This window comes from Saccharothrix variisporea (assembly GCF_003634995.1).
Classification (GTDB): domain Bacteria; phylum Actinomycetota; class Actinomycetes; order Mycobacteriales; family Pseudonocardiaceae; genus Actinosynnema; species Actinosynnema variisporeum.
Map to the genome: position 1 here is coordinate 1,239,384 of NZ_RBXR01000001.1, position 23,606 is coordinate 1,262,989.

Annotated in this window: 5 protein-coding genes and 1 pseudogene; 1 reads left to right on the top strand and 5 read right to left on the bottom strand. The window is 72.4% G+C overall.

Annotated elements, in window-relative coordinates:
- Positions 1 to 28 precede the first annotated feature (28 nt).
- Complete coding sequence (locus DFJ66_RS05465; protein WP_121218538.1) at positions 29 to 574, top strand: calcium-binding protein; 546 nt, start codon at positions 29 to 31, stop codon at positions 572 to 574.
- A gap of 353 nt (positions 575 to 927) precedes the next feature.
- Here DFJ66_RS05465 and DFJ66_RS05470 read toward each other — a convergent pair whose 3' ends face one another.
- From DFJ66_RS05470 to DFJ66_RS05490, 5 genes and pseudogenes are all read right to left on the bottom strand, one after another.
- Entirely contained in the window at positions 928 to 4,299 is a 3,372-nt protein-coding gene (locus DFJ66_RS05470) for a non-ribosomal peptide synthetase (RefSeq protein WP_121218541.1), read from the bottom strand.
- Positions 4,293 to 11,576, bottom strand: a complete 7,284-nt coding sequence (locus DFJ66_RS05475; RefSeq protein WP_121218543.1) for a non-ribosomal peptide synthetase — start codon at positions 11,574 to 11,576, stop codon at positions 4,293 to 4,295. The genes DFJ66_RS05470 and DFJ66_RS05475 overlap by 7 nt, the downstream gene beginning before the upstream one ends.
- Positions 11,569 to 15,882 (bottom strand): annotated as a pseudogene (locus DFJ66_RS05480) (amino acid adenylation domain-containing protein); the annotation flags it as partial. The pseudogene DFJ66_RS05480 and the gene DFJ66_RS05475, both read right to left, overlap by 8 nt.
- A gap of 20 nt (positions 15,883 to 15,902) precedes the next feature.
- Positions 15,903 to 23,369 (bottom strand): non-ribosomal peptide synthetase, encoded by a 7,467-nt coding sequence (locus DFJ66_RS05485; protein ID WP_121218547.1) that lies wholly within the window; start codon positions 23,367 to 23,369, stop codon positions 15,903 to 15,905.
- A gap of 2 nt (positions 23,370 to 23,371) precedes the next feature.
- Positions 23,372 to 23,578: an MbtH family protein gene (locus DFJ66_RS05490; protein ID WP_121218549.1), complete on the bottom strand. Its 207-nt coding sequence runs from the start codon at positions 23,576 to 23,578 to the stop codon at positions 23,372 to 23,374.
- Between the last annotated feature and the right edge of the window lie 28 nt (positions 23,579 to 23,606).

The window sequence follows — 23,606 nt, forward strand, 5'->3', positions numbered from 1 at the left end:
ACCAGGCCGCACAAGGGAGGACCCCGTCATGAACACCCGAACCAGACTGGCCGCGCTCACCGCCGCGATGGCCCTGAGCACCCTGGCCACCACCGCCACCGCCACGGCGGACGACAACCCGCCCCCGTGGGCCCAGTTGTGCGGCGGCTTGGTGCCCACCATCTTCGCCCAACCGGGCGTGGCCACCACCGGCACCAACCTGCCCGACGTCATCGAGGGCACCCCGTTCCCCGACGTCATCTACGGAGCCCAGGGCAACGACGTCATCTGCGGCCTCGACGGCGACGACGTCATCTACGGCGGCCCCGGCGACGACCTCATCTACGCCCAGGACGGCGACGACAACGTCGACTCCGGCATCGGCAACGACACCGTCATCGGCGGCTACGGCAACGACAACGTCCGGGCCGGCGACGGCGAAGACACCGTCCTGGGCGGCCCCGGCAACGACGACATGCGAGGCGAAACCGGCCCCGACACCCTCGACGGCGGCCCCCACACCACCCAGGACCGCGCCGACGGCGGCCCCCAACCCGACTCCTGCCCCAACAGCGAGGTAGTCGTCGACTGCTGACCCACCACAACACCCACCACAACACCCACCGCGCCCACCCCCGCGCCCCACCGCCGGGCCCCACCGCCGGGCCGCACCCACCCCGCGCCGCAGGCGCGCCCTGGGCTGCCGAGCCCAGAGGAAGGGCCTCGGTTTCTTCCCCCCGTACGGCCTGGGCGAAGCCCAACCGCGCTTGGTCCGTTTCTGCAACCAGCTTTTCCGGTTGTGGAAACGGGCCAAGGGTGGTTGCCTCCGGCAGGCCGTACGGGGGGAAGAAACCGACGCCCTTCCACCCCCGGGGGCCTGCCCAGCGGCGAGCGTCCGCTTTTGGCTCTTCGCTTTCCGCTTTTCGCCTCTCGCTTTCAGCTCTTCCCCTACAACTCAGCCTCCAGATCCTCAGCACTCAACGCGTCAACCTCCAGGAAGATCTCCGCGACCTGCGCCAACCGCCCCGGCACGGACTCCTCGGCCACCATCCGCGCCGCCATGGCCCCCACCGTCAACGCCCCGAACAACGTCCGCACAGTCACCTCGGACGTGTCCAACGCCTCCCGCACCCGCCCCACGATCATGGTCGCCAGCACGGAGTCACCACCCAGCGCGAAGAACGGGTCGTCCACCCCCACCCGCTCGACGCCCAGCACCTCGGCCCACACCTTCGCCAGCACCCGCTCCAACGGCGTCACCGGTGCCACATAGGCGTCGACCTCGGCCTGCCAAGCCCCCGCGACCGCCTTGCGATCGACCTTCCCGTTGCCCGTCAACGGCATCTGGTCGAGCACGACCACCCGAACGGGCACCATGTGCGGCGGCAGCAAGGTGCGCACGAAAGCTCGCACCTCCTCCCCGTCCACCTCACCGGCGACAGCCGCCACCAGCTGCGACCCGGCCACCCCCGCCACACCACGACGCACGCCCGGGTACTCGGCCAACGCCGCCTCGACCTCACCCAGCTCGATGCGCATCCCGCGCACCTTCACCTGGTGGTCGCGACGCCCGAGGAACTCGACCGTCCCGTCCGGCCAGTACCGCGCCAGGTCCCCGGTCCGGTACCACCGCAGCCCGTCGAACCCGACGAACCGGTCCGCCGTCCGCTCGGGATCGGCCCGGTACCCGTGGGCCACGCCCGAACCACCGATCCACAGCTCGCCGGTGACCCAGTCCGGGCAGTCCCGCCCCCGCACGTCGACCACCCGCAGGGCGACGTTCCGCAACGGCGTGCCGTACGGGACCGACTTCCAGTGCGGCGGCACCTCGGAAACCTCGCACACCGTCGAGTGGATGGCGGTCTCGGTCGTGCCGCCCAGCCCCACGAACCGGCACGACGGCGACTGCGCGCGCACCCGCCCCGGCAGGTCGGTCCCGACCCAGTCGCCACCCAGAAGAACGGTCCGCAGCCCGGACAGCTCCCCGGGCCGAGCCGCGACGAGCAGCATGTCCAGCAACGCCGGCACGCAGTTGACCAACGTGACCCCGCGACCCGCCACCAGCTCGACCCACTGCCGGGCGTCCTTCCGGTCGCCCTCCTCCACCAGCACGACCGCGCCACCCGCCGCCAGCAGCCCGAACACGTCGTACACCGACAGGTCGAACTCCAGCGCCGACACCGCGAGGCACCGGTCCCCCGGACCGATCCCGAACCGCTCGTTCAGGTCGTCGATCGTGTTCACGGCCGCGCGGTGCGGCACCTCCACACCCTTGGGCTCACCCGTGGACCCGGACGTGAACAACACATAAGCCACGTCCTCTTCGCCTGCGCGCACCGGCTCCGCCAACGCTTCAGCCGCACCGGACACATCAGTCACCACGTGCGAAAGCCCGGCGATGCGCCGGATCCGCTCGACCCGCGCCGCCGGCTGGTCCACCCCGATCGGCACGTACCCCGCCCCGGCCGCCAGCACGCCCAGCACCGCGGCGATCTGGTCCGGCCCCTTGGGCAGGCTCACCCCGACCAGGTCACCAACGCCAACCCCCTTGTCCCGCAAGGAAGCCGCGACCCGCAGCGCACGGTCAGCCAACGAGCCGTAGGTCTCCACCCCGTCCCGCCCCCACAGCAAGGCCGGCGCGTCCGGCGTCTCCGCGGCCCGCGCGAAGAACCCGTCCTGCACCAGCCTCCCGCTCCGCGGCCCCTCGGTCGCGTTGACCCGAGCCCGGACCTCGAGCTGCGCCGCCGGCAGCACGTTCCCCACCGGCCGCGACCACGCCTCCTCGCGCTGCCCCAGCCCGGTGACGAGGTCCCGGAACGCGGCGAACATCGCGTCCACCACGCCCTCGGGGAACGCGCCCTCCCGCACGTCCCAGTTGATCAGCAGGCCTTCGTCCACCTCGGTGACCTGCGCGTCCAGCAGCACCTGCGGTCCCTGCGAGATGATCCACACCGCCTCGCCGAAGCACCGCCGCACCCGCGCGTCGAACAGCTCGCCCAGGTTCAACGCGCTGGTGAACACGACCGGTGCCAGCACCTGCTCGCCGTGGTGGCGGGACAGGTCGCGCAGCACCTCCACGCCCGAGTACGCCGAGTGGGCGGCGTCCTCGTGCATCCGCGCCTGCAACGCCTTGGCGTGCTCGGCGAAGGCCGCTCCCTCCGACAGGTCCACCTCCAGCAGCACGGAGGAGGTGAAGTCACCGACCAGCTGGTCCACGTCCGGGTGGGTGCTCTGCCGGTCGAACATGGGCAGGTTCATCAGGAACCGGGGCTGCGCGCTCCACGCCGACAGCGTCTCGGCGAACGCGGTGGCCACCGCCATCGCGGGGGTGACGCCGTGCTCGTGGGCGCGGGCGGCCAGGCGCTTGCGGTCCTCCGGGGCCAGCCAGTGGTGGCGGCGGGTCACGCGCGAGGACGCCGAGTCGACCAGCGGCAGGTCGGGCGCGGTCGGCAGCTCGGGGATCCGGTGCTGCCACCACTCCCGAGCCCGTGCCCGCTCGTCCGCCTTGGTGACCTCGCGTTCGGCCAGGTAACGCGGGTAGCTGTAAGCGATCGGCGCCGGCTCATACGACGGCTCGTCGTAGAACCGAGCCAGGTCCGCCAGCAGCACGCGGTAGCTCAAAGCGTCCGCCGCGAGCATGTCGACGTCCACGTGCAGCCGCGCCTTCCCGCCGGGCAGGCGGGAGAGCTGGATCTTGAACACCTCCCCACCCGCCACGTCCAGCCGGGCGTGCGAGGAAGCGTCCCGCAACTCCTCCAACCGCGCCGCCACCACGCCGTCCGCGGCCGAACGCAGGTCGTGCAGGACCACGGGCTCCTGGCGGCGTTCGGGGAGGATGCGCTGGCGGCCGTCGTCGCCGAACTCGGCGCGCAGCATCCCGTGCCGGGCCACCAGCTTGCGCACGGCCGCCGCGAGCCGGTCCGGGTCGAGGTCGGGGCCGTCGAACTCGACGTAGAGGTGGGCGGCGACGGACCCGAGCGCGGCTTCCTCGTCGCGGCCGATCCAGTACGCGTGCTGCATGAGGGCCAGCGGGAACGGCGCGTCCTCGTCCACCTCGACCCGGACCTCCGGTTCGGGCGCGACCCCGGCCGCCTCGGCGAGGATCTCCCGCCAGCCCGCCAGCGTCGGGCGCTTGGCCAGCAGCGCGAACGGCACCTTGATGCCGCGCCGCCGCCACTTGTTCGCCACCTGCATGAGCTGGATGGAGTCCAGGCCCCACTCGATCAGGCTGTCCTGCTCGGACAGGCCCGCGGCCTCGGGGCCCAACAGGTCGGTGACCTCGCGCAGAAGTTCGCCCGCTGTCGGCTGCTGACTCACCACGTGCCCAGCTCCACTTCGAACTCGTCGATCTCTTCTTCGGAAACGTCCACCAGGGCCGTGTCGCGCGTGGTCGGCGCGCTGCCGGCCAGCGCGGTGCGGAACGACCCGACCAGGCCGGGCTCGTCGGCCCCGACCACCTCCACCCGCAGCTCGTCGCCGATGACGACGGCGTTGACCTCCAACGCCCAGTGCTCGACCTCCGGCGGCACGCGCAGCATCGGCACCTCGGGCGCGGGCGTCCACGGCGACCCGTCGCCCTGGCGCAGCCGGCCGTGGTAGTTGACCACGATCGTCGGCTCGCGCAGGCCCGCGAGCGGGCGGACCAGGCCGTAGCCGATGCCGTTGTCGGGCAACGACTCCAGCTGGTCCTTCACGTCCCGCAGCCGCATACCGGGCCGCAGCCGCACCGGGAAGATCGTGGTGAACCAGCCGACCGTGGCCGACAAGTCGACACCGGGCGCGATGTGCTCCTCGCGCCCGTGCCCTTCCACGGCCACCACCACGTCACCGCCACGCCCGCGCCACGACTCCAACGCCTGCGCGAACGCCGCCAACAGCAGCTCCCGCACCCCCGCCTGCTCCGCGCCGTCCGGCAGCGGCACCGAGAACGCGGTGACGTGCCCGCCGCCGCGGGTGAGCACGGGGTCCGCGCCGTCGAGGACGTCCCGCCACAGCCCCGTCTCGCCACCCCGGTCCTGGGCGGCCAGCAGCTCGGCCCAGCGGCGGAAGGACGTGCCGGTGCGGGTCAGCGGCCGGCCCGCCCAGGCGTCGGCGAGGTCGTCGGTGAGGACGCGCCAGGAGACGCCGTCCACCACCAGGTGGTCGGCGACGACCAGCACCCGGTCCGGCGCGAACCACACCACCTGGACCAGCCGGTCGGGCGTGAGCCGGTCGCGGGCGGCGAGCAGTTCTTCCTCCAGCCCGCGCTCGGCCCTTCGAATGATCTCCTCGGCGTCGAAGGACTCCTCGGGCACGACCAGCGTGCTGCCGTCCCAGCGGGCGCGGAGCACGTCGTGCCGGTCCAGCACCGCCTGGATCGTGCGGGCCAGGCCGTCGTCGGTGAGCCCTTCGGGCGCCACCAGCAGCATCGCCTGGCTCAGGCCGCCCTTGGTCCACCGCATGATCGGCGTCGGTTCGACCCGGCCCACCGGGTCGTCGGCGGCGACCACGGCCGCCGAGGCGAGCGCTGCCAGCGCGGCGGGGGTGCGGTGCTCGAACACCTGCCGGGGCGTGATCACCACGCCGGCCTTGCGGGCGCGGCTGACCAGCTGCACGGACAGGATGCTGTCGCCGCCCAGCGCGAAGAAGCTGTCCTGCGCGCCGACCTGCGGCAGGCCCAGCACTTCGGCGAACAACGAGCACAGCGCGGCTTCGCGCTCGGTGCTCGGCTCCGCGTGGCCGGTCAGCGCCGCGAAGTCCGGCGCGGGCAGGGCCTTGCGGTCCAGCTTGCCGCTCGGGGTCAGCGGGAGTTCCGGGAGTGCGACCACCGCCGCCGGGACCATGTGCTCGGGCAGCGTGCGGGCCAGCTCCTCCGTGACGTCGGTCCGGCCGACGACGTAGGCGACGAGCCGGTCGTCCCGCACCACCACGGCCGCCTGCCGGACCCCGTCGAGCGCGCTCACGGCGGCCTCGACCTCGCCCAGTTCGATGCGGAACCCGCGCAGCTTGACCTGGTCGTCGGTGCGGCCCAGGTACTCCAGCGCGTCCCCCGTCCGGCGCACCAGGTCACCGGTCCGGTAGAGGCGTTCACCGGGCTGGAACGGACTGGCCACGAATCGGGACGCCGTCAGACCCGGCCGGTTCAGGTAGCCGCGCGCCAACTGCACACCACCCAGGTACAGCTCCCCCGCCACACCCGGCGGCACCGGACGCAGGGCGCGGTCCAGGACGTAGAGCTGCGTGTTCCACACCGGGCGGCCGATCGGGACGGTGTGGCTCGTCCCCTCCGACACCGGCCAGTGGGTGACGTCCACGGCGGCTTCCGTGGGGCCGTAGAGGTTGTGGGTGTGCGGGAGGGCGTGCGCGATGTCCGCCGGGAGAGCTTCACCGCTGCAGATCACTCGCCGCAGGCTTTCCGGCCGCGCGCCCGACTCCACGAAAGCCCTCAACATCGACGGCACGAAATGCACCGTCGTCACCCGCTCACGCCCGATCAACTCGGCCAAGTACACCGGGTCCTTGTGACCCTCCGGCTTCGCCACCACCAGCGTCGCACCCGTGACCAACGGCCAGAAGAACTCCCACACCGACACGTCAAAACTCGACGGCGTCTTCTGAAGCACCCGATCCTCGGACGTCAGCCCGTACTCAGCCTGCATCCACAACAACCGGTTCACGATCGCCCGATGCTCGACCACCACACCCTTCGGACGACCCGTCGAACCCGAGGTGTAAATGACATACGCCGCATCACCCGCACCCGGCGGCCGAACCTCAGCCACCTCACCATCCAACAGACCCGGTTCCAACACCACCGTGGGCCGCGCGTCCTCGACCATCATCGCCAGACGATCAGCCGGGTAAGACGGGTCCAGAGGCAGATAAGCCGCACCCGCCTTCAGCACGCCCAGCAGCGCCACCACCAACTCGAGCGAACGATCCATCCGCACGCCCACCACATGCCCCGGACCCACACCCCGCGCCGCCAACCGACCGGCCAGCTCAGCAGCACGTGCGTCCAGCTCGGCATAAGTCAGGGAAGTGCCCTCGAACACCACCGCCACCGCATCGGGAGTGCGTGCGGCCTTGGTGGTGAGCAGTTCCGCCAGGGTCGTCTCGGGGACCTGGACCACCGCGCCGGTCAGCTCGGGGCGTTCGCCGGGCAGGAGCGCCGACACCCGGGAGAGCGGGCGGTCCGGCGCGGCGACCAGGTCGTCCAGCAAGCGCACGAACCGCGCCACCACACCGTCCACAGTGGACCGGTCAAACAGGTCCTCCGCGTAGACCAGCCAGCCGTCCAGGCCGCCGTCGCCGCCGTGCTCGAACAGGTGGAACGACAGGTCCAGGCGGGCGGTGTAGAAGTCGACGTGCTGCTCCCGCAGCGACGCCGCACCGAAGGGCACCGGGCCGGCCGGGGCCTGGTTGAACGCGAGCATCACCTGGAACAGCGGGTGCCTGCCCAGCGACCGGGCCGGGTTGAGCGCCTCCACCAGCCGTTCGAACGGCAGGTCCTGGTGGGCGAAGGCGTCCAGGTCGGTGCGCCGCACCCGGTCCAGCAGCTGCCGGTAGGTGGGGTCGCCGCTGACGTCGTTGCGCAGCACCAGGTTGTTGACGAAGAACCCGACCAGGCCGTCCAGCGCGGGGTCCGTGCGGCCGGCGACCGGGGCGCCGATCGGCACGTCCTCGCCCGCGCCCAGCAGGTTCAGCAGCGCCGCCACCGCCGCCTGCACGGCCATGAACACCGTGCCGCCGGACTGGCGCGCCAACTCGGCCAGTGCCCGGTGGGTGCGCGGCGAGATCCGGAACGGCACGGCGTCACCGGCGTAGGTCGCCTCGGCGGGACGGGGGCGGTCGGTCGGGAGGGTGATCTCGTCGGGCAGGTCGGCCAGCACCCGGGTCCAGTGGGCGAGCTGGTCGGCCGCGAGGCCGCCGAGCAGGTCCCGCTGCCACAGCGCGTAGTCCGCGTACTGGACGGGCAGCGGGGCCCAGTCGGGGGTCCGGCCGCGTTCGCGTTCGGTGTAGGCGGTGGTGAGGTCGGCGATCAGGCGTTCGGCGGACCAGCCGTCGCTGGCGATGTGGTGGGTGAGCAGGGACAGGACGTGGTGGTCGCCGACCCGGTACAGCCGGGCCTCGAACGGGGGTTCGCGGTCGAGATCGAACGCGCGGGCGGCGGCGTCGCGCGGGTCGCCGGTGTCCAGGACGAGGGTCGGCAGGACGTCGAGGGCCTGCTGGTACGGCTTGCCCTCGAACTCCGGGTACACCGTGCGCAGCACCTCGTGGCGGCGGACCACGTCGGCGAGGGCGAGGTTCAGCGCGTCCACGTCGAGGCGGCCGTCGATGCGGACGGCGAACGGGACGTTGTAGGTCGGGCTCGGGCCTTCCAGGCGGTAGAGGAACCACAGGCGCTGCTGGGCCGACGACAGCGGCGTGCGGCGCGGGCGTGGCACCGGGGTGAGGGCGGGGCGCTTGCGACCGCCGCCGTCGAGGAGGGTGGCGAGGCCGGCGACCGTGGGGGTGTCGAAGACCTCGCCGATGGCCAGGTCGACGCCGAGGTCCGCGCGGACGCGGCCGACCAGGCGGGTGGCGAGCAGGGAGTGGCCGCCGAGGGCGAAGAAGTCGTCGTGGCGGCCGACGCGGTCGACGCCGAGCAGTTCGGCGAACAGGGCGGCGAGGGTGCGTTCGGCGCGGGTCCGGGGTTCTTCGTGGGCGGTGGTGGTCGCGGTCGGCTCGGGTTCGGGCAGGGCCTTGCGGTCGAGCTTGCCGCTGGGGGTGAGCGGGAGGGCGTCGAGCACGACGATGGTCGAGGGCACGAGCTGCTCGGGCAGCTTGGTCGCCAGCTCTTGCCTCAGCGCGGACGTGTCGAGCGCCGGCCTCCGGCCCCCGTCTCCATTGTCCCAGGTGCCAACGACATTTTCCGCCACGACGTAGGCGAGGAGTTGCTGCCGGTCGGTGTGAACGGTCGCCGCTGCCGCGCGAACGCCGGGCAGGGCGGTCAGGGCGGCTTCGACTTCGCCCAGTTCGATGCGGAACCCGCGCAGCTTGACCTGGTCGTCGGTGCGGCCCAGGTACTCCAGCGCGTCCCCGGTCCAGCGCACCAGGTCACCGGTCCGGTAGAGGCGTTCACCGGGCTCGAACGGACTGGCCACGAACCGCGACGCCGTCAGACCCGGCCGGTTCAGGTAGCCGCGCGCGAGCTGCACACCACCCAGGTACAACTCCCCCGCCACACCCGGCCCGACCGGCTTGAGGAACCGGTCCAGCACGTAGAGCCGCGTGTTCCACACCGGCCGCCCGATGGGGACCGTGCCCTGGCCCGCGCCTTCCGTCACCGGCCAGTACGTCACGTCCACGGCGGCTTCGGTGGGGCCGTAGAGGTTGTGGGTGTGCGGGAGGGCACGTCCCAGGTCGGACGGCAGGGCTTCGCCACTGCAGATCACCCGCCGCAAGGTTTCCGGCCGGGCACCCGACTCCACGAAAGCCCTCAACATCGACGGCACGAAATGCACCGTCGTCACCCGCTCACGCGCAATCAACTCAGCCAGGTAAGCCGGGTCCTTGTGCCCCTCGGGCTTGGCGACCACCAGCGTCGCACCGGTGACCAACGGCCAGAAGAACTCCCACACCGCCACGTCGAAACTCGACGGCGTCTTCTGCAAGACACGGTCGCTGGTGGTCAACCCGTACTCAGCCTGCATCCACAGCAATCGGTTCACGATCGCCCGATGCTCGACCACCACACCCTTCGGACGACCAGTCGAACCCGAGGTGTAGATGACATACGCCGCATCACCCGGACCCGGCGGCCGAACCTCGGCAGACTCGCCATCCAGCAGACCCGGTTCCAGCACCACGGTCGGCCGGGCGTCCTCCACCATCATCGCCAGCCGATCAGCCGGGTAAGACGGGTCCAGAGGCAAGTAGGCCGCACCCGCCTTCACCACACCCAGCAGAGCCACCACCAGGTCGAGCGAACGATCCATCCGCACGCCCACCACATGCCCCGGACCCACACCCCGCGCCGCCAACCGACCGGCCAGCTCAGCAGCACGCGCATCCAGCTCGGCATAAGTCAGGGAAGCGCCCTCGAACACCACCGCCACCGCATCGGGAGTGCGCGAGGCCTGCGCGGACAGCAGCTCAGCCAAGGTCGTCTCGGGGACCTCGACCACCGCACCGGTGAGTTCGGCGCGTTCGTCCGCCTCCAAGAAGTCCAGGTCGCTCAACCGCCGCTCAGGACCGGCCAAGCCCGCCGCCAGCAGGCGCTCCAGGTGGGCCAGGAAGCGGTCCACCGTGGACGCCGTGAACAGCTCCGTCGAGTAGGTCGCCTCGACGCGCATCCGGCCGTCGGTCAGGAACGCCTCCAGCGCCAGGTCGAACTGGGTGGTGTCGTTGTGCACGGTCTCCCAGCTCGCCTCCACCCCGGGCAGCTGGAACCCCTGCAAGCCCTGGGTCAGGAACAGCAGCATGACGTCGAACAGCACCGACCGGCCCGGCACGCGCGGCGGGCGCAGGCGTTCCACGAGCAGGTCGAAGGGCAGGTCCTGGTGGGCGTACCCCTCCGTGCACACCCGCTGGACGCGTGCCACGAGCTCGGCGAAGGTCGGGTCGTCGGACAGGTCGGCGCGCAGCACCAAGGTGTTGCCGAAGTTGCCGATGAGCCGTTCGACCTCGCCGGCGTCGCGGTTCATCGACGCCGACCCGATCGGCACGTCCACCGCGCCCGTGTACCGGCCCAGCAGCGCCGCATAAGCCGCGAACACGACCATGAACGGCGTGACGCCCCGGGCCTGGGCGAACGACCCGATCCCGTCCGTCACGGCAGGGTCGAAGGTGCGGAAACGGCGGTCGCCGCGGTCCGAGCGCAGGACCGGGCGGGGCACGTCGGTCGCGAGGGGCAGGGGCTCCGGCATCGGGTCCAGTGCCCGCCGCCAGTGGTCGAGGTCGCGGGCCAGGCGCTCGTCGGTGAACGTGTTGCGCTGCCACACCGCGAAGTCCGCGTACTGCACGGGCAGCGGCTCCAGGCCGGAGGGCTGTCCGGTGGTGTCCTCGCGGTAGAGCGCGGACAGGTCGCGGGACAGGGTGTTGAAGGTGAAGCCGTCCCACGCGATGTGGTGCACGGTCAGCACGAGCACGTGGTCGTCGTCGGCGCGGCGCAGCAGGCGCAGCCGCAGCGGGTGGTCGCGGCGCAGGTCGAACACGTACCCGGACTCCGCGCGCGCCACCTTGCGCACCGTCCGCTCCCGCTCCTCGGGTGCCAGGCCGCGCAGGTCGGACTCGGGCATGGTGACCACGGCGTACGGGTCGACCACCTGGCGGGGCTCGCCGTCGTCGCCGGCGGTGTAGCGGGTGCGCAGGATCTCGTGCCGCTCGACCAGCCGCTGGAACGAGCGGTGCAGGGCGGCGGTGTCCAACGCACCGCGCAGTTCGATCGCCAGGCACACGTTGTAGGCGGGGCTGTGCGGCGCGATCTGCTGGAGGAACCACATGCGGGACTGGGCGTAGGACAGCGGCAGGTCGTCGTCGGAGGTCCGCTTGGGGATCTGCGTCGTGCTCGCCAGACCGGCCTGCGCCAGCCGTCGGCGCAGCAGTTCGCGCTTGCGGGCGGCCAGGTCACTCACCAGGGGTCTCCTTCGCGATCAGCGTCAGCGCGGCGAACCACTCGCGCGACAGCTGCTGGATCCGGGTTTCGTCGAACAGGGCGGCCGGCCACTGCCAGTCCGCTTCGAGCACGCCGCCGCGCACCAGCGCGTTGAGCACCAGGCAGTACGGGGCGGGCATGGCGTCGTCCACGCCGCCGCCCATCGCGCCCACCTCGGGCGCGCCGGACCACGGTTCGCCGTCGCGCTCGCCGAGGGTGAGCCGGCCGAGGTAGTTGAACTCGACCTGCGGCTCGGGCAGCGCGGCCAGCTCGGCGGCGGTGTCGGGGTTGAGGTAGCGCAGGAGGCCGTGGCCGATGCCCTTGTCGGGCAGGGCGAGCTGCTCGTTGACCCGCAGGAGTCCCTTGTGGACGTTCGCGGTCAGGTTCCCCGGGTCCACGCGGACCGGGAACACGCTGGTGAACCAGCCGACCGTGCCGGACAGGTCCGCTCCGGGCACGACCGCTTCCTCACGGCCGTGGCCTTCCAGGGCCAGCAGGAGCGAGGTGTCTGCGGTGCCGCGCCACCGGGACACGGCGTGCGCGAGGCCGGCGAGCAGGACGTCGTCCACGGTGACGCCGTGCCGCGCGGGCACTGTGGTCAGCAGCGCGGCGGTGGTGTCGGCGTCGAGGAACGTGCGGGTGGCGCGCATGGTGGCGCGGGTGTCCACCGCGGGGTCGAGCCGGCGCGTGCCCAGCACGGGGTCCGGGCCGGACAGGACGTCCCGCCACAGCGGCAGTTCCGCGGTCTTCGCGCGCGCCGCCTCGACCAGGCCCGACGCCCACTCGCGGAACGACGTGCCGACCGGCGGCAGCTCGCGCCCGGCCCACAGGTCGGCCAGCTCCGGCACCAGCACGCCCCAGGACGCGCCGTCCACGACCAGGTGGTGCAGGAGGACGAGCAGGCGGCCGGTGCGGGTGGGTCCGGCGTCGAACCACACGAACCGGACCATCTCGCCGGTCGCGGGCCGCAGCCCGGCCAGCTCGTCCTCCAGGACGGCCGGCAGCATCTCGGCGACCTCGGCGTGCTCCAGCTCCTCGGCGTCGATCCGGCGGACGCACGCCGCCGCGTCCACCGCGCCGCGCGGGCGGACGGTGAAGGTGCCGTCGAAGGTGGCCCGCAGCACGTCGTGCCGGTCGAGCAGGGCCGCGACCATGTCCACCAGCCGGTCCCGGGTCAGCTCCGGTGGCGTGCACAGCAGCCGGGCCTGGGAGAGCCGGTCGTAGGGGGCGTTGTCGTTGAGCCAGTGCAGCATCGGGGTCAGCGGGACCTCGCCGATCCCGGCGTCGGACTCGCCGATCTGGACGTCCTCGCGTGCCACCCGGGCCAGGCCCGCGACCGTGCGGTGCTCGAAGACGTCCTTCGGGCTGAACGACAAGCCCTCGCCGCGGGCCTTGCTGACCAGTCGCATGGACACGATGCTGTCGCCGCCGAGGGCGAAGAAGCTGTCGTCCGCGCCGACCTCGGGCAACCCCAGCACCTCGGCGACCAGGGCGGCGATCCGGCGTTCGCGGTCGGTGGCCGGCGGTCGGGACGTGGTGGCGGTGTAGTCGGGGGCGGGCAGGGCCTTGACGTCGAGCTTGTCGTTGCGGGTCAACGGGAACCGGTCGACGGCCACGACCGCGGCGGGCACCATGTGCTCGGGCAGTGCGGCGGCGACCCGCTCGCGCAGGCCGTCCGTGCCGCTCGCCACGACGTAGGCGACCAGCCGCTTCACCCCGGGCACGTCCTCGCGCGGCACCACGACCGCCCGCTCCACGCGCGGGTCGCGCAGCAGCACGGCCTCGACCTCACCGGGCTCGATGCGGAACCCGCGGATCTTGACCTGGTCGTCCACCCGGCCCAGCAGCTCGATCAGGCCCTCGGCGTTCCACCGGGCCACGTCCCCGGTCCGGTACATGCGGGTGCCGGGCGGGCCGAACGGGTCGGCGACGAACCGCTCCGCCGTGGTGCCCGGCCGGTTGAGGTAACCGCGCGCCAGACCCTCCCCCGCCAGGTACAGCTCGCCCTCGACGCCCACCGGGCACGGCCGCAGGTGCCGGTCCAGCACGTAGGCCTGCGCGTTGCCGACCGGCGAGCCGATGCACGGGTTCTCGGTCCGGTCGAAGTCGCACGCCGCCGAGTCGACCGTGCACTCCGTCGGCCCGTAGAGGTTCCACACCGCCAGGTCGGGCTCTGCGCGCAGCGACCGCCACAGCGACGGCGGCACCGCCTCACCGCCCACGCCCAGCACCTTCAGCCCGCCGCGCCAGCCGGGTTCGGACGCGACCTGGGCCAGCAGGGACGGCGAGAGCTCCACGAACTCGATGCCGTGGTCGCGCAGGAACGCGCGCAGCAGGTCGGCGTCGCGCCGCACGTCGGCGGGCACCAGGTGCAGCTCGTGCCCGGCGAACATCCACAGCATCGGCTGCCAGGACGCGTCGAACGCCATCGGCCACGCGTGCGCCACGCGCAGCGGGCGGCCCAGCCGGGCTTGAGCAGGGTCGAACAGGTCGGTGCGGTGGCTGACCAGCAGGTTGCGGATCGACCGGTGCGGCACGACGACGGCCTTGGGCGTGCCCGTCGAGCCGGAGGTGTAGATGACGTAGGCGGGGTGCTCCGGGTGCGGGGCGGTCGGCAGGTCGTCGCCCGGGACGCCGGTGACGTCGGGCAGTTCCGTCAACACGATCGCTGGGTCGGCGTCGGCGAGCATGAAGTCGATGCGCTCCGCCGGCCACTCCGGGTCCACCGGCAGGTAGGCGGCACCGGCCTTGAACACCGCCGCGAGCGCGACCAGCATGTCCGGTCCGGCGGGCATCTTCAGCGCCACGACCCGCTCCGGCCCGGCGCCTTGCGCGATCAGGACCCGGGCGACCCGGTTGGCGAGGGTGTTCAGCTCGGCGAAGGTCAGTCGCGTGTCGCCGGCGACGACGGCGAGCGCGTCGGGCGTGCGGCGGGCCTGCTCGGCCAGCACCTCCGGCAGGGTCGCGGCGGGCACGTCGAGCGCCTTGCCCGTGCCGTAGCGGCGCAGGTCGGCGGTCTCCTCGTCGCTCAGCAGGTCCAGGCGGGTAACGGGGGTGGCGGGGTCGGCGGCGAAGGCTTCGGCGGCGCGGCGGAACCAGCCCGCGACCGCTCGCGCCCAGGCCTGCGGGAACACGTCCGGGCGGTGCTCGAACACCACCGACAGCCGCTCCTCGGCCGCGACGGCGAGGGTGAGCGGGTAGTGCGTGGAGTCCTCGACCTCGACCCGGCTGATCGCGAGACCCGCTTCCCGTTCGGCCGCCGCGACGGCGTCCCGGTCGACGGGGTAGCTCTCGAAGACCACGAGCGTGTCGAACAGGTCACCGTGGCCGACCGCGCGTTGGACGTCGGTCAGGCCCAGGTACTGGTGCTCGATCAGGCTGCCCTGCTCGTCCTGGACGCCCTTGAGCACGTCCAGCAGGGTGCCTCCGACCCGGACGCGGACCGGGACGGTGTTGATGAACAGGCCGACCATGCCCTCCACGCCGGGCAGGTCCGCGGGCCGGCCGGAGACCGTCGCGCCGAACACGACGTCGTCGCGGTTGGTCAGGCGGGCCAGCAGCAGTCCCCACAGGCCCTGGACGACCGTGTTCACGGTCAGGCCGTGCTCGCGGGCGCGGGCGTAGAGGCGCTCGGAGAGGTCCTGCGGCAGGTCCAGGCGGAGCTTGTCCGGGCGGGTGGGGGATTTCGGCGCGGTGGGAGCGAGCAGGGTGGGGCCTTCGAGGTCGCCCAGCGCTTGTTCCCAGGCCTTGACGGAGGTGTCCCGGTCGCGGCCGGCCAGCCAGACCAGGTAGTCGCGGAAGGGGCGCGGCGGGGGTGGCGGGGTGCCCCGGTAGAGGGCGAGCAGGTCGCCGACCAGGAGGGGCAGCGACCAGCCGTCGAGCAGGACGTGGTGGTTGCTCAGCACCAGCCGGTACTCGTCGTGTGCCAGCCTGACCAGGGTCATGCGCAGCAGCGGCGGGTCGTCCAGCTGGAACTTCTCCCGTCGGTCCTGGGCGAGGAAGTCGGCGAACTCGTCCTCGGTCAGCTCGAGCGAGGCCCACGGCAACTCGACGTCGCGCAGCACGACCTGCACCGGCTCGTCCACGTCCTCGTGCACGAACGCGGCACGCAGGTTGGGGTGCCGTCGCAGCAGCGCTTGGGCGGCGGCGCGCAGGCGGTCCGGGTCGACGTCACCGGTCAGGCCCAGCACGAACTGGACCGTGTAGACGTCGTCGGCGGACTCGTCGTACACCGCGTGGAACAGCATGCCCTGCTGCAACGGGGACAGCGGCAGCACGTCCTCGATCGGGTCGCCGGTGGGGTCGGTCACTTCTTCCGCCATTTCGCTGCGATCTTGTCGAGTTGGTTCTGCCGGAGCGCCACCAGCGGGACGTCCGACGGCGTCAGACCGGACACGCCGGACCTGGTCTCGGCGACCAGCGCGGCCAACGCCCCTTGCCACTGGGTGATCAGGTCGTGCGGTAGCTGTCCGGTGGAGGACCAGGTGGCCTTGACGACCGGGCCGTCCGGGTGGTCCTCGGTGACGACGTCCAACTCCAGCGGCCGGTGCTGGGTGGTCGGCTCGGGCAGCTTCTCGGGTGCCGGGACCCAGAAGGCGTCCGCGGTGCCCACGTCGAAGCGGCCGAGGTAGTTGAAGCCGATCTCCGGGTCCGGGGAGCGGTTGTCGAGCAGGCCGTAGCCGATGCCGTTGTTCGGGATCGCGCGGAGGGTTTCCTTGACCTGCTTGAGGGTGTCACCCGGGGTGGCCGCGGGGGCGAGCCGGACCGGGTAGACGGTGGTGAACCAGCCGACCGTGCGGGACAGGTCCGCGCCGGGCACCAGGTGCTCCTCGCGCCCGTGCCCTTCGAGGGCGACCGTCTCGGGCTTGCCGAGCGCGATCGCCAGGGCCGCCAGCAACACCTCTTGCGTGCCGGTCCGGAACGCCGCCGGCACCTCGCGCAACAACGCCTTCGCCTGCTCGCCGGCGATCTCGACGGTTCGCCTGGCCGCGGTCGGCGCCGGCCTGCGGCCCCCGGTTTCCCGTGTCCCACCGGGGTACGACAATTCCGGCGCCTTGAGGGCGTTCGCCCACCAGGCGGCCTCGTCGTCGCTCGGCGTCGGCAGGTTGCGGGCCCACCAGCGGAAGGAGGTCGGGACCGGGTCGAGCTTCGCCGGGTTCCCCTCCCGCCGCGCGGTGAAGGCCTGCTCCAGGTCCGCCGCGAGGATGCGCCAGGACACGCCGTCCACGGCGAGGTGGTGCAGCACGAGCAGCAGACGCCCGGGGGTGCTCTCCCCCAGGTCGAACCACACCGCGCGCAGCAGCCTCCCCGCCGCCGGGTCCAGCTCGGCCACCGCCCGCTCGTACTCCGCGCGCACGGCCCGCTCCACGTCGTCCACCCGCACGTGGGTGACGTCGGCGGTCACGGAACCGGCGGGTGGCACGTGGAGCGCGTCGTCCACCAGGTGTGCGCGCAGCAGGTCGTGGTGGTCGAGCAGCGCCTGCACGGCCTCCTCGAACACCCGCGGACCGGACGCCGGCGGCACCCGCAGCAGCGCCGCCTGGGCCATGCGCGGGTCGCCGGACTCCGCCCACCACCGCATGATCGGCGTCAGCGGCACCTCGCCCACGCCCAGCGCGCGGTCCTCGTCGTGCGGTGCGGGCGGTTCCCCCACGGCACGCGCCAGCGCGGCGGCGTTCTGGAACTCGAACACCTGCCGCGGCGAGATCCGCAGACCCGCCGCGCGCGCCTTGCCGACGAACTGGATGGACTGGATGCTGTCGCCGCCGAGGGTGAAGAAGTTGTCCTCCGGCGACACCTTCGGCACCCGCAGCACCTCGGCCATCAGCGCGCACAGGAGCTTCTCCGCCTCCGTCTCGGCGTCCCGACCGCCGCTTGTCCGTTCCGGCGCGGGTTCGGGCAGTGCCTTGCGGTCGACCTTGCCCGAGGGCAGCAGCGGGAACTCGTCGAGGAACACGAACCGCTGCGGCACCATGTGGTCGGGCAACCGCGTGCGCAGCCAGTCCCCGAGCCCCTGCACCTCGGCCCCGAGGCAGTACCCGACCAACTTCTTGTCCCGCACCAACACCACGGCCCGCCGCACCCCGCCGTGCTGCTCCAGGACCGCTTCGATCTCCTCCAGCTCGACCCGCATGCCGCGGATCTTGATCTGGTTGTCCGCGCGCCCCAGGAACTCCAACGTCCCGTCTGCCCGCCACCGCGCGAGGTCCCCGGTCCGGTAGAGCCGCTCCCCGGGCGGCCCGAACGGATCGGCGACGAAGTGGTCCGCCGTGCGCCGGGGGTCGTTGATGTACCCGCGCCCGAGGTACACGCCACCCGCGTACAGCTCGCCCGGCACGTCCACCGGCACCTGCCGCAGGTGGCGGTCCAGGACGTAGAGCCGCGTGTTCCCGTTGGGCCGCCCGATCGACACCGCCCGGCGCATCGCGTCGGGCTCCCGGTAGACGACGTGACTGACCCCGATCGTCGCTTCGGCGGGCCCGTACCCGTGGTACATGACGGCGGGGCTCAACGCCCGGAACCGCTGGAACAACTCGGGCGTGAGGACCTCACCGCCGCACCAGACGTGCTTCAACGAGCGAGCGCGCTCCGCGAAGCCGGGCACCTGGACGAGGAGGTCGAGGATCGAGGAGGGCAGGTAGGTGAACGTCACCCGGTGCTTCTCGACCAGCCCGAGCATGTACTCGATGTCCCGCTCGCCACCGGGTTCGGCGATGACCACCTTGCCGCCGGTGACCAGCGGGAGGAACACCTCGTTGATCGAGATGTCGAACCCGAGCGGCGCCTTGAAGAGCGCAGCGTCCCCAGGCCCGAACCCCAACATCTCCCGCTGCCACGACAACCGGTGCGCGATGGCCCGATGCCGGATCATCGCCCCCTTGGGCGCCCCCGTGGACCCGGAGGTGTAGATGACGTACGCCAACCCCTCCGGCTCAACACCCGCACGACCACCAGCCGCACCCGCCGCGTTCGCCGCACCCCCAGCGCCCGCCGCACCCGCCGCACCCCCAGCGCCCGCCACACCGGCCGCGACCTCCGACTCACCGGAGTCCGCCGCATCCTTCCCCTCGACACCCACCGACATTGTCGGTGCCCCGTGGGACAATGGAGACGGGGGCCGGAGGCCGCCCAGCTCCACGTGCACCACCGGAATCCCCAGGTCACGCACCGCCCCGTCGTGCCCGGCCCCGCTCAGCACGGCCGTCAGCCCGGCACTCGCCGCGACCTCCGCGATCCGCCGCGCCGGCCACGAAGGTTCCAGCGGCACGAAAGCACCACCGGCCTTCTCCACCGCCACCAGCCCGACGACGAGCTCCAGCGACCGCTCCCAGTGCATCCCCACGGTCCGCTCCGGCCCCACCCCGACCGCGACCAGCCGATCGGCCAGCGCGTCGGCGAGCGCGTCGAGCTCGGCGTAGGTCAGCCGCTCGTCGTGGAACTCGACCGCGGGAGCGTCCGGCGTGCGCGCCACCTGCTCCTCGACCATCGCGGTCAGCGTGGTGACGGGTCGGTCTTCCGCCGTGTCGTTGAACGACGCCAGTTGCGCGCGTTCCTCCTCGTCCAGCAGGTCCACGAGACCCACCGGACGGTCCGGGGCGTCGACCATCGCCGCCACCATCCGGCAGAGCCTGCGCGCCCAACGGTCGACGGTCGGCTGGTCGAACAGGTCGGCCGCGTAGGTGATCTGGCAGTCGTCCGGTCCGAAGTGGAAGGCCAGGTCGAACTTCGCCCCGGTCACGCCCGCGTCCAGCGGCCGGACCGACAACCCCTCCAGGCTCAAGTCGGTCGCGGTGACGTCCCGCTGCGACACCATCACCTGGAACAGCGGGTGCCGTCCGGGCGCGCGCGGCGGGGCCACTGCCTCGACCACCCGCTCGAACGGCAGGTCCTGGTGGGAGAACGCGTCCAGGTCGGTGTCCCGGACCTGGGCCAGCAGCTCGCGGAAAGTGATCGTCCCGGAAACGATCGTACGGAGAACGATCGTATTGACGAAGAACCCCACCAGGTCGTCCAGCGCGGCGTCGGTGCGGCCCGCGACGGGCGTGCCCAGCGGGATGTCCTCGCCCGCACCCAGAGCCGACAGCAGGACGGCGGTCGCGGCCTGGCCGATCATCAGTTCCGTCACGCCCAGCTTGCGCGCCAGCGCCCGCACCCGGTCGGCGAGACCGTCCGGGAACGCGACGGTCACGCTGCCCGCCGCACGGGTCGGGCGCTGCGGACGGGGCCGGTCGGTCGGGAGCGGGAGTTCCTCGGGCACGCCCTCCAGCCGCCGGACCCAGTACTCCCGCTGGTCCTCGACCGGGATCTCCTGCCGCCACAGGGCGTAGTCCGCGTACTGGACCGGCAACGGCGTCCACTCCGGGGCCCGGTTCGCCCGGCGAGCGGCGTAAGCGGTGGACAGGTCGCGCAGCAACGGACGGGCGGACCACTCGTCGGCGGCGGAGTGGTGCACCACCAGGACCAGTTCGTGCTCCTCGGGGCCGACTGCGAGCAGCGACGCCCGGATGGGGATCTCCCGGTCCAGCCGGAACGGTCGCCGCGCGGCCTCCGCGACGAACTCGTCCACGTCGCGACCGGAAACCCGCGCGCAACGGACGTCGTGCGGCGGCTGGACGTGCTGTCCCTCCGCGCTGAGCAGGGTCCGCAGCGACTCGTGGCGCGTGACGACGTCCGTCAGCGCCGCGTCGAGGGCGTCCGCGTCCAACGGTCCGGTCAGGTGCGCGGCCAGCGGGATGTTGTACGCGGGGTCCGGGCCTTCTAGCTCGTAGAGGAACCACAGGCTGCGCTGGGCCGGCGAGAGCGGCACGGTGGCCGGGCGCGGCTGGGGGTGCAGCGCGGGTCGGGTGGTCGTGCCCTCCAGTTGTCGGGCCAGGCGGGCGACGGTCGGCGCGTCGAACACCGCGCGGATCCGGACGTCGACGCCGAGGGTGCGGCGGATGCGGCTGACCAGGCGGGTGGCCAGCAGCGAGTGGCCGCCGAGGGCGAAGAAGTCGTCGTCACGGCCGACCCGGTCGAGGCCGAGGACGTCGGCGAACAGCTCGGCCAGGATCTCCTCGCGCGGGTCGCGGGGTGCCGCGGTCGAGGCTTCGGTGACCTGCGGCTCGGGCAGGGCCTTGCGGTCGAGCTTGCCGCTGGGGGTCAGCGGCAGGGCGTCCAGCACGACGATGGCCGAGGGCACCACCTGCTCGGGCAACGACTGCGCGACCGAACGCCGCACCGCCGCCGCGTCCACCGGGGAGGAGCCGGCGGGAACCACATAGCCGACCAACTGTTGGCGGTCGGTCAGGACGGTGGCGGCGGCGGCCGACACGCCCGGCAGGGCGCCGAGGGCGGCTTCGACCTCGCCGAGTTCCACCCGGAAGCCCCGGAGCTTCACCTGGTCGTCGGAACGGCCCAGGTACTCCAAGGCCCCATCCGCCCAGCGGACGATGTCGCCGGTCCGGTAGAGGCGCTCGCCCGGTGTGAACGGGTTCGCCACGAAACGGCTTGCGGTCAGGGACGGGCGGTTCAGGTAGCCGCGGGCCAACTGCGCGCCGGCCAGGTACAGCTCGCCGGGAGTACCCGCGGGCACCGGGCGCAGGTGGCGGTCCAGGACGTAGACCCGGGTGTTCCAGACCGGGCGGCCGATGGGGACCGTGCCTGAACCCGCCGACTCCGCGACCGGCCAGTAGGTCACGTCCACCGCGGCCTCTGTGGGGCCGTACAGGTTGTGGGTGTGCGGCAGGGTGGTGGCGATGTCCGTGGGCAGGGCCTCGCCGCTGCAGATCACGCGGCGCAGGGTGGTCGGGCGTGCGCCCGAGTCGACGAAAGCCCGCAGCATCGACGGTACGAAGTGGACGGTGGTCACGCGTTCGCGTTCGATGAGGTCGGCCAGGTAGGCCGGGTCCTTGTGCCCCTCGGGCTTGGCGACGACCAGAGTCGCGCCGGTGATCAGGGACCAGAAGAACTCCCACACCGACACGTCGAAGCTCGACGGGGTCTTCTGGAGGACCCGGTCGTCAGCACCGAGACCGTACTCGGCCTGCATCCACAACAGTCGGTTGACGATCGCGCGGTGCTCCACGACGACACCCTTGGGGCGGCCCGTGGAACCGGACGTGTAGATGACGTACGCCGCATCGGACGGGGTCGGCGGGCGCGGGTCGGCGGGATCGCCGGACAGGTGCAAGCCCGGGTCCAAGACCACTGTCGGACGGGCGTCCTCGATCATCATCGCCAGGCGGTCGGCCGGGTACGACGGGTCCAGCGGCAGGTAGGCCGCGCCGGCGCGGAGCACCGCCAGCAGGGCCACGACCAGGTCCAGCGAACGGTCCAGGCGCACGCCCACGACGTGCCCGGGACCCACACCCCGGCCGGCGAGAAGGCCGGCGAGAGCGTCGGCACGGTCGTGCAGCTGGGAGTAGGTGAGGGTGGCACCCTCGAAGACCACGGCCGGGGCGTCCGGCGTGCGGGAAGCCTGTGCTGCCAACAACTCCGTGAGAGTCGTGGACGGGACGGGGTGGGTCGTCGCGTTGCAGGAAACGACCACCTGCTCGCGCTCGGCCGCCGTGAGGAGGTCCAGGTGGGCCACGGGGAGCGTGGGCGTGGTGGCGAAACGGGTCAGGACGGCCTGGAGCCGCTCGAAGACCGGTGCCGAGGAGGCGAAGCGGGACGGGTCGTGGTCCAAGCGCAGAACCAGGGAGTCGCCGGGAACGACCAGGAGCGCCAAGGGGTAGTGGGTCGCGTCGCGCACCTCGACATCCGCCAGCGGCGGAGCCAGGTCCGTGCCGGGGTAGCTCTCGAAGACCAGGAGCGTGTCGAACAGCGGCGACTGGCCGGCGGCCCGCTGGATGTCGGCCAGACCGAGGTGCTGGTGGTCGAGCAGGCGGGACTGCTCTTCCTGCACGCGCGTGGCCAACGCCGCCAGGGTTTCCGAAGGACGGAGGCGGACGCGCGCGGGCACGGTGTTGATCAGCAGGCCGACCATGGTGTCCACGCCCGGCACGTCCGGGTGCCGACCGGACACCGTGGCGCCGAAGACGACGTCGTCACGGCCGGTCAGGGACGCCAGGACCAGCGCCCACGCCGACTGCACCACGGAGTTCAGGGTCAGGCCGTGCTCACGGGCGACCCGGGTCAGGTTCGCGGTGAGCTCCCGGGACAGGGTGCGCTCGGTGCGGTGGGGCCGGCCCGGCGAGGCCGAAGAGCCGACCAGACAAGGGCCGTCGAGGTCCGCCAGGGCCGACGACCACGCGGCGGATGCCGCAGCGGTGTCCTGTTTGGACAGCCACGCCAGGTAGTCCCGGAACGGGCGCACCGGGGGCAGGGACTCGTTGTCGTACAAGGCGAACAGCTCGCGCACCAGCACCGGGGCCGACCAGCCGTCCCACAGCAGGTGGTGGGACGAGATCACCAGCGCCTGCTCGGAACCGTTGCGCACCAACGTGAACCGGACCAGCGGCGGACGGCCCAGGTCGAACGGCTCCGCCCGCTCCTGGTCCAGGAAGGCCTGGAAGTCGGCCGGCTCGACCACCCGCCACGGCACCTCGACCGCGCGCCGCACGACCTGCACGAACTGGCCCGACGCCTGGGTGCGGAACGCGACGCGCAGCACCGCGTGCCGCGCCACCAGGGCGGAAACGGCCCGGTGGAGCCGTTCGGCGTCCACCGGACCGGCCAACCGCAGCACGGTCTGCACCGTGTAGACGTCGGTCCGGTCGCCGAGCAGGGCGTGGAAGACCATGCCCTGCTGGAGCGGGGTGAGCGGGAGAACGTCCTCGACGCTCTTCGACACCGTCAGCGCTCGCTCTCGACCAGGCTGCGCGGCCTCATGTCGACCCAGTTGGCCTCGATGTGGGCCAGGCACGCTTCCCGCGAGTCCTCACCGAACACGACCCGCCAACCCGCCGGGACCTCGGCGAAGGTGGGCCACAGCGAGTACTGACCCTCGTCGTTGACCAGCGCGTAGAAGCGCCCGCTGTCGTCGTCGAAGGGGTTCGTCACGGCAAGCCTCCAGTGCGAGAAGTTAACT